The following is a 5,280-nucleotide window of genomic DNA, read 5'->3' on the forward strand; positions in this document are numbered from 1 at the left end:
CAGACACTGATTTTGGTATTGCCCCATCGCTATCACGCTCCCAGTACTCGACGCCCGAACTCGCCCACGCCTCCGTCATAGAACCAACTTTGCCCTGGATAATTGCCGGCGGTCTCGCGCTTGGCGCAGCCTTTGTATTTGGTACTGTGGGAGACGGTGATGATAATGTAGCTGGCCTACCATCTGATCCGGTGACACCAGATTTACGCCCCCGCGCCGATCTAGTCCCGTCAGATTTCGAGACACCCGAATATAGACGTGATTACGTCCTCGAGATGATCAATGCTTCTGACAAATACGCTCTTGGCGGCACTGGTTTTGGAACTCTACTCGCCCTCTTCGACACCGGTATCGATCTCGATCACTCCGACCTGCCGAACATCAGATATACCAAATCCTATTTTGATTTAGGAGATGATCTTCACGATATTGACGGACATGGAACGCATGTAGCCGGCATCATGGCGGCGGCAAAGAATGATTTCGGTATGCACGGCGTCGCATTCGATGCCCAGCTAGCTGTTTTCCAAGGCGTAGAATGGGAAAAATCTCCTCGGCGGCGCCAGAGCTCTCTTTCCGCCCTCGCCGATGCAACAAGAGAAGCATCTAGAATGGGAGCTGTCGCGATGAACCACAGCTGGGTATACGCCAATGAAAATGACACGACCCGGCTGATCTCTGAATTCTCGAGCCGTAGCGAACTTGAGCATTACCTTGGCATAGACCTACTCGACGCTTTGGATAGAGACCCTTTCCTCCGGGATGCTTTCTGTGTTCGCCGCAGGAAATGATGCGGCGGACCAAGTCTCTGCGCTCGGCGGTATCCCTGCTCTAATACCTGAATACGGAAACAACATCCTCGTCGTCGGGGCTGTCAACTCGCATGGGAAGTTAGCCAAATTCTCCAATCGCTGCGGAATTGCTCGGGACTACTGCCTAGTCGCCCCGGGTACGACTGTCTATTCCACCTTGAGCAAAGATGCAGGTCATGCCGCCAGCAGTTTTGGTTATAAATCTGGAACATCCATGGCAGCGCCGATGGTGAGCGGAGCCGTGGCTGTTCTCAAAAGCAGATTCCCGGAGTTAACAGGCGCCGAGATTTCTCAAATTCTGCGTGAAACGGCCACAGATCTCGGAGCCGTAGGCGTTGACTTTGTGTTCGGCCACGGACTTCTCAACCTCGAAAATGCCGTGAGCCCACAGGGGCGGGTTGCCATCATGACCGGCACTGACATCACTGAGGGAAAGATTTCATTATCGGACTCGCATATTTCTGGCGGGGCGGCGGCACGAGGTTTGGCTGAAGCTCTTTCGGGCAAGAGGATCATGGCCACAGATGCGTATGATCGCGGCTATTACCTTAATGTCAGTGATCTCGTGTCAGGTCAGGAAAGTCACCTCGACCGCAAAGTTCGTCAGCTTGCACGGGTTGTATCTGCCGAAGCTCACTCTGTTCGCGCAGGCGGTAAGATATCCGTTACAATGAGTGGTCTAAAAGACCGCTTATCCAGCAACTCCTTTGATAGAACAACGACTTCTTCTCCCTACGAAAATCTGGCCGATGGCCCACTAGTTGATATAGGCACGGCTATAGGTACAGCTCATCTGAGCTTTCGCGGCAGTATCGCCAATGAGAACGAGTATGCTGCCATCGAACTTCTGGCGCCAATAGGCAACCAGTCTTTTCTCAACTTCGAATTCGGACAGTTCAATGAGCGCGGAGGATTTCTCGGCACTAAGGTCACTGGTGCATTCGGAGCAGGCATGAGCAGTCAGACCCGCTTCGCTCGCCTCGGCGGCGCCGCACGATTGGATCGGAACACCACCCTACTTGCAGCAGTATCTTTCGGAAACACAATATTTCAATCCTCAGGGATATTTTCTGACGGCCGCTCAATATTATCGCGCGCGATTGGCGTCGAGATAAAAAGAAAAAATATCTTCCAGGAGTTTGACAGTTTTACCATTGGAGTGTCTCATCCGCTTACTCTCACAGGAGGCAAAATTATTTTCAACGCTCCAGTCGGATTGTCGCCACCGAAAGATGAAACACGGACGACGGCTGTTTATCGTGATCGCATGGAAATCGACCTAGACGAAAATCACGTCCCTACCGATGTACAGGTTAACTATAGCACCGACTTTATGGGGGGGCGTGCAAGATTGGGTGGTATCTGGAGTCCCGGTGCCGGTGGCGCGTATGGTATCGGCGGAGGGCTGACACTTAAATTCTGACAGCCGCATTTCAGCGCTCTGAGAAGCCATCTTCGGTAGTGGGCTCGTAACATTGCACAGCTGCAACTTCGGTAGAAAGCATACGAAACACCACCCAGAACTGATCTTCTCTGGCAATTCCGCAGCTCCCGCCCAACCGCATTCTCTGCTTTATTCTGGCCAGATGAATTTTCTCATTCCAGATATGAAGCAATAACCCCCTCTTTACCGGGTTGAGCGAAACTGCCGCCTCAAAGAGCCGTAAAATTATACCAAATTCCGCATGGGAATCCACCCTGCATATAGAAACTATATATTAATATTGCACTTGCCGCGCAGGACCCACACACCAAAAGTGCTATTTTGCTAAATTTTTAGAAAAAAAAGCGAAGAAATCCCTGCACTGTTAACCGTTTGGTGCAGGTTTTCTGCCAGCTTCAGCAAGTAAGCATCGAACCTGGTGGAGCGGATATGAGGCGGATCGCGCCAAGAAGCGCCCCAATCAGGCGAATTCTCAAATTAGATCGTCTGCTCAGCCAAATGACAACAGCCACATATCTACAGCCCGGCCAAGCTTCCAAGGCAAGATCCGCGGTCCGCGTATCGACAGAACGCACATGGGCAAAGCCCATCATTGATGGAGCATCCTTTTGTCGCTGATCACACATGCCCATTTCGGCGCGAATGTTATCCTCACGAGAGATAGCCTAAACGACGGACAACCTTTTGCCGAAACGCTTAAGGAAATTGATTTCTCGTCGCTCCGCTATCCCGGGGGTGGCGTTACCGAGGACCAAACCTGGGCGAATGGCGGGCTTGATCGCATGTTCGGCGATCCAATGGATCCTGGAAGTGAGCAACTATGTACTGACGATCCACGAAGCCCTCGACTACGCTGCGGCAACAGGAAAATCCCTTTCGATCGTGACGCCGACATTTCAGTTCTACGATAAGGCGAAGGGCACGTTTGATCACGACGGGTTCGGAAAATATCTCGACAAGCTTGAAGAGGCCATCGCGGCTCAGCCGAGCGCACATATTAAGGCGATCGAGATCGGCAATGAATATTGGGGGAGCAAGCAGTGGGGTTCGCTGACGGGGTCTCAGTATGGCGAAATCGCCAATGCCGAAATCCCGGAAATCGACGCAATGATCGGTCGCCTATCCGAAGCTAATGAAGGCTGGCAACAGCCTAAAATCGGCATCCAAGCGGGCAACCATTGGCGCGCAGAGCAAAATGATGATGGCACTTGGACAGCGGTCGGACCACAGGAATCGCTTGATATCATTTCCAGCATAGACCTCGACAACCGAGGTATGGTTGAGACCGTCGTTCAGCACTCCTATCCGTATGCACACTTGATTTCTCAGAACCTCAATTGGGCAGTACGGCCTATGGAGGTTTTCGAGAAGGCTGCAGGCTTCACGTCCGATCTCGAATTTGCCCTCACTGAATTTAACATCGGTCTGAACTCGGCGGTAGGGATCGATCAGGCATCCGCTTGGGTCGAGGCCTTTAGCGGAGCGGTTGATCGCGGGATAGATGCCATCGATCACTGGGGCATTTCCTACAACTGGCTGTCAAACAAGTTCTATGACACCAAGTTTCCGCCCGCCGAAAGCGATGATGGAAGCATTGTCGCCATCGCGACGCCGATGGGTCAGATCTACGACATTGCCCAGACGAACCTCATCGGGAAAACGACTATGACCGATGCCGAAGCCCTTCAGGAAATTGGAGCGCCGCGAGGGTTCAATGTCACAGGTTTCGAGGACGAGACACAGAAAATCGTTTTTCTCCACGATCCCGACCGACAAAGTAGGTCGCATCGACCTGAGCGAAATTGCCGATCGGAAAACATCTCACGACGCATTTTCTAAGCTCCCGCTGATAGCCCCAGGAAACATCGTGGTACGACGAGTCATCCCGCGAGCTGCCGAAGAACGGAGAAATTGCCGAGCTCGCGCGGAGACATGAAGGTCCAACGTCTGGGCCATGCTGTAAAAGATAGCTACGCTCTTGATCCTGGCGAAATGCTTGTGGTTACCATTTCTGACGCTGACAGGGACCTCGCGATCGAAGGTGCCCATAATGTCACCGATCCACGCACGGGTATGGTCGATGATCATATCTCGGGGGGAACTTGGAGACGATATTCTGCGCGGACATGTCGGCGATGATACGCTCGAAGGCGGCGGCGGAAAGAACGCGATCTCCGGCGGCAAGGGGAACGATCATATCGAGGCCTCTTGAGTGAGGGCGATGTCATTTTTGCCGACGGGGGCGACGACACAATCATGGGAGGCAAGGGCGATGATCTCGTCTTTGCCAGTTCTACATACGGCCCAGGTACAGCCGACATCACGGGAGGTGGCGGCCACAACCTGCTTCCTGATCGGCGCAGAAGAATGTGTTGATCGACGATTTCACGGATCAAGGATTGGATTGGCTTCGATGGCGCCTTCAAAGACGCTGGAAGCCTACAAAATGCCGCCAAAGCGATTGATGATGACCTCGTTGTAGAGATGCCGGACGGCTCTCCAGGTCGTTCTGACAGGGCAGGCCGGCATGCTCGGAGATCTTCACGAGCAAGTTCTCGGACTTCTTGCCGCGCGGTGAGATCACAGAGATCACTGATCATTACCTCGCGGGCCTGACCTACTCTCAAGTCGAAGAAGTTTTCGACCTCAAAGCTGATGGCTTTGAGCACACAATTCCTCCACTTACTCAAGAAACAGGCTTGTCAACTGCAACGGTCGCGCAGGGCGGGTCTCGGTATTTCGACAGCTTCGACGAAACCGTCGATCGCCTAGGGATCGAAAAGCCCGACGATGTGCCCCATCATCCCGATGACGGAGGCTCAAATCCCGACGATGTCTGGGATGACTGGGATGATGAAGATGATGATGATGGCAACAGCGGTGCCGATGAAGGCGGTGGTAGCATTCCCGACCACCCGCATGATCGTGATGAAGACGAAAACCCGCCCACTCCCGACGAGGAGCCTTACGAAGAGCAGGCACCGAGGTGCTGATCAGAGGTACTTTCCTGGAGGGTTTAACCTT

At 53.0% G+C, this 5,280-nt stretch carries 6 protein-coding genes; all 6 read left to right on the forward strand.

Annotation, left to right across the window (positions count from 1 at the left end; translation table 11 throughout):
• Positions 1–791 (forward strand): S8 family peptidase (locus ACXAC4_RS19715; RefSeq protein ID WP_475164895.1); only part of this gene is annotated, 791 nt, incomplete at its 5' end.
• The gene (locus ACXAC4_RS19720) at positions 772–2,235 is read left to right on the forward strand and encodes a S8 family serine peptidase (RefSeq protein ID WP_475164897.1); all 1,464 of its coding nucleotides are present in this window, start codon (positions 772–774) and stop codon (positions 2,233–2,235) included. The genes ACXAC4_RS19715 and ACXAC4_RS19720, both read left to right, overlap by 20 nt.
• Before the next feature lie 786 nt (positions 2,236–3,021).
• Positions 3,022–4,095, forward strand: a complete 1,074-nt coding sequence (locus ACXAC4_RS19725; RefSeq protein WP_475164898.1) for a hypothetical protein — start codon at positions 3,022–3,024, stop codon at positions 4,093–4,095.
• Positions 4,096–4,306: 211 nt separating this feature from the next.
• Positions 4,307–4,468 carry a hypothetical protein gene (locus tag ACXAC4_RS19730; RefSeq protein ID WP_475164901.1) on the forward strand — a complete coding sequence of 54 codons (162 nt, stop codon included), beginning with the start codon at positions 4,307–4,309 and terminating at the stop codon, positions 4,466–4,468.
• Positions 4,465–4,632: a hypothetical protein gene (locus tag ACXAC4_RS19735; protein ID WP_475164903.1), complete on the forward strand. Its 168-nt coding sequence runs from the start codon at positions 4,465–4,467 to the stop codon at positions 4,630–4,632. The genes ACXAC4_RS19730 and ACXAC4_RS19735 overlap by 4 nt, the downstream gene beginning before the upstream one ends.
• A gap of 188 nt (positions 4,633–4,820) precedes the next feature.
• Complete coding sequence (locus ACXAC4_RS19740; RefSeq protein ID WP_475164904.1) at positions 4,821–5,249, forward strand: hypothetical protein; 429 nt, start codon at positions 4,821–4,823, stop codon at positions 5,247–5,249.
• Positions 5,250–5,280: the final 31 nt, after the last annotated feature.

The organism is Pseudoalteromonas sp. AWM4_233 (assembly GCF_056158285.1).